Annotated in this window: 5 protein-coding genes; 4 read left to right on the top strand and 1 reads right to left on the bottom strand. The window is 62.1% G+C overall.

The genetic code is table 11. From position 1 onward, the window contains the following. The 4 genes from AC1DT3_RS17355 to AC1DT3_RS17370 form a co-directional block, all read left to right on the top strand. Positions 1 to 362 (top strand): N-formylglutamate amidohydrolase (locus tag AC1DT3_RS17355; RefSeq protein WP_477466483.1); only part of this gene is annotated, 362 nt, incomplete at its 5' end. Positions 363 to 372: 10 nt separating this feature from the next. Then, entirely contained in the window at positions 373 to 678 is a 306-nt protein-coding gene (locus tag AC1DT3_RS17360; protein ID WP_477466484.1) for a DUF1244 domain-containing protein, read from the top strand. 55 nt (positions 679 to 733) lie between these two features. Beyond that, positions 734 to 994, top strand: a complete 261-nt coding sequence (locus AC1DT3_RS17365) for a DUF2312 domain-containing protein (RefSeq protein WP_169850321.1) — start codon at positions 734 to 736, stop codon at positions 992 to 994. A gap of 136 nt (positions 995 to 1,130) precedes the next feature. Next, entirely contained in the window at positions 1,131 to 1,526 is a 396-nt protein-coding gene (locus tag AC1DT3_RS17370; RefSeq protein WP_477466485.1) for a hypothetical protein, read from the top strand. A 6-nt stretch (positions 1,527 to 1,532) separates the two neighbouring features. Here the strand turns inward: AC1DT3_RS17370 and AC1DT3_RS17375 are convergent, their stop codons facing one another. Next, a complete protein-coding gene (locus tag AC1DT3_RS17375) occupies positions 1,533 to 2,528 on the bottom strand; it encodes a hypothetical protein (RefSeq protein ID WP_477466486.1) in 996 nt (331 codons plus the stop codon). Positions 2,529 to 2,727: the final 199 nt, after the last annotated feature.

Below are 2,727 nucleotides of genomic sequence, written 5' to 3' on the forward strand. Positions count from 1 at the left end.
GCTTCACCCCCCTCTGGCGGGGTTGGCCCCGTCCTTGGCATGTGGGCATTCTCTGGGACGTCGACGATCGATTCGCGCGGCCGCTCCTCGACGGACTGTCCGCCGAGGCCGGCTTGGTGGTGGGTGACAACGAGCCTTATGACGGGGCGCKTGCGGGTGATACGATCGACCGGCACGCGACCCTCGCCGGGTTTGCCAATGCCCTCGTCGAGATTCGTCAGGATCTGATCGCGACGGACGAGGGGGCGGAGGAATGGGCGGAACGGTTTGCCCGTCTTCTCCAACCGCTCGTCGAACAGCCGTCCCTGCGGAGCCCGAAGCCTCACGCGTCGAGAACCAGGGACCGTTTGCGTCGCCGTTGAAGGGAGTATCATGAGCGAGATCGACAAGGCTCAGAGAACCGAACTCGAAGCCGCTGCGTTTCGCAGGCTCGTGGCGCATCTGCGCGAGCGCACGGACGTGCAGAATCTCGACCTGATGAATCTCGCCGGCTTCTGCCGCAACTGCTTGTCGAATTGGCTGAAAGAGGCCGCGGACGAGCGTGGCGTCCCGCTTTCCAAGGACGAGAGCCGACTCGCCGTTTACGGCATGCCTTACGAAGAATGGAAGGCGCGCCACCAGAGCGAGGCCGATCCGGCACGATTGGCCCAGTTCGAGAAATCGAAGCCTTCCCATTGACACGGCCTCGACCCGAGGCTTTTCCCTTCACTCCCAACAGATCACGGAAACATTCATGGACGACGCCGCATTTCAAACCGAATCCGTCGCAGCCGATCAGCTGAAGGCCTTCATCGAGCGCATCGAGCGTCTCGAAGAAGAGAAGGCCGGAATCGCAGGCGACATCAAGGACGTCTATTCCGAAGCCAAAGGCAACGGCTTCGACACCAAGGTGCTGCGCAAGATCGTCGCTCTGCGCAAGCGCGACTATGCAGAGCGCCAGGAAGAGGAAGCGATCCTCGAACTCTACATGCAAGCTCTCGGCATGGCCGGATAGTGTCGGACCTGTTGCGCGCGGGTGTTCCCCGCGCGCGATGGTTGTCGAGACGAATTGCGCCTTTCTAATATTCACGCGTTCAAGCATGTTACCCACGAGGAAGACGGCCGCGTGAATCGCCGGGGAGGGATGCGACTTGACCGAAGATGACATCGAACGCGTGGCGCAATTGGTAGCCACGTTCGGCGGCTCCTCGTATCCCGAAAGAACGCGACCTGCCTTGCGTGCCATCAGCATGCGGCATCGGGACGTGGCCCGGCTGATCCTCGGCGCGCTCGACCGCACCGAAGAGGAACAGGGCACGCCCGCGGACACCACGGCCTCCGAGGGACTTCGCGGCGGCAAGCCGTTTAATTTTACCGAGAAAGACCAGCTCTACGTCGGTGCTACCGTCGCGTATCGCTCTCCTGGCGACAAGCGGGCGGTGACATGCCGCATCGAAAAGATGGAGCGCGGCCGCGCCTACCTTGTGCCGGCCCAACAAGAGATTGGCTGGGTCTCGACACAGACGCTCTCGCCCACCGAGCCCTGAGCGGCCCTACGGCTTTGTCGGAGAGCGCACACGCTCGATCCAGCTTGCCAGATGACCGAGTCCCACCTTCGACATCCAAATCTGGAACGTGTTCGGCTCGCGGTCGGCCATTCCATCTCGACCGGCGCCTTTCAGCCAAAAGCGCCGCCCACTCGGAAGCTGCGTCAAGTCGATATCCTTGAAGCCCAACGGCGACACGCAAGGCAAGCCGGGCCCGGGAAAACCGGGATACCCGCTACGGCCGGGATGCGTCACAAAACCAACTTCGCGCGCCTGCCCCTGGGGTGACGTGCTTCGATAGAGACGGTTTTCGTCGACCACCGTGCCGAGGTACTCGCCGTTGAGATCGACCGCATCGTTATCGTTCCAAGGAAACCATCCGATCCAATTGCCCTGCCGATCAAACAGATATCGGTCACCGCCGTTGCGGCGATACGCAATCCATTGCCCGGACGAGCTGAAGTAATGCTGCACGCCATTGGGCACTTCCCCGAATCTCAAGCGAGGACCAGGGGAGGTGAGGCCTGCAAATTCGATGACAGATTCATGCGTGGAAACGCCGAAGCCGACCTCTGGTGTTTCAGCGGGGGCGAGACGCGGGCGGCTTGCGGTGTCGCGATCCTGCTTGAGCGGCAGGAGCGTGTGCGTGGATACCCAACCGATCTCCCGACTCGTCGGAACGACATACGCGCGGCCGTTGTCCATCCTCTCGATGCGACACGTCAGAGTTCTCTGGTCGCCGGGTGGGCTGTAGACGACGGTCGATCCCACGCAGAGGCGCGAAGCCGTCCGGGCTTCGCCCGAACCATGAGAGACCGACGCATCCTCAGCCACGCTCTGGGTCTTTGCCCGCGAGCGCTCGACGGCACCGACGATGAGGCGCGCGATGTCCCGGTGGCGCCGGCTGATGGGTCTCGGCGCTTGCCGCGTCTGGTCCGGATGCCAAGTGCCACCGATCTTCGCGAGCAAATCCGCGACAAGTTCGATTTCGTCTTCGGTCAATCGTCGCCCCCCGGTCGCCTCAAGTCTTCTGTGACTCATTGTGAGGACCTTACGTAAGGGATAGCAAAACTTTGCGCGCTTGTTGACAGCAAAGGTGATGGTTTCCGCTGGATTCAGCGAATTCAGCGGTCGGATCCGGTGGCTCATGCAATGCCGGTGCAAGCTTGGGTCAATCTTCGCGGCCTACACGCCCCCGTTG

It is taken from the genome of Microvirga sp. P4_G7, from assembly GCF_056401005.1.